Source organism: Brevibacillus sp. SIMBA_040, assembly GCF_046535075.1.
Classification (GTDB): domain Bacteria; phylum Bacillota; class Bacilli; order Brevibacillales; family Brevibacillaceae; genus Brevibacillus.
The window spans coordinates 1-261 of record NZ_JAWRXI010000256.1; the positions used below are offsets into that span (position 1 = coordinate 1).

1 protein-coding gene is annotated in these 261 nt (G+C 62.5%); it reads right to left on the reverse strand.

Annotated elements, in window-relative coordinates; translation table 11 throughout:
• Positions 1–261, reverse strand: a 261-nt coding sequence (locus SB752_RS32750) for an EAL domain-containing protein (RefSeq protein ID WP_410719556.1), incomplete at both ends; no start/stop codon positions are given.

The window sequence follows — 261 nt, forward strand, 5'->3', positions numbered from 1 at the left end:
GTTGCAGCAGCGTCAGCGAGTTGAAGCCGGCGCCGAAGTCGTCGAGCGCAACCCGCACGCCGACAGCCTGCACCGCGTGAATGGCTTCCACCAGCCAATCGAGCTCGGCAGGAGGGACGACATCGGTCAATTCAATCTGGAATCGGTGCGGATCGACGTCCAGCGATTCGAGCAGCGCGGACAGTTGACCGGGAAAGCCCGCATGCCCCAATTCCAGCGAGGACAAGTTGATGGAGAGCGACAACGCGTCATATCCGGGCG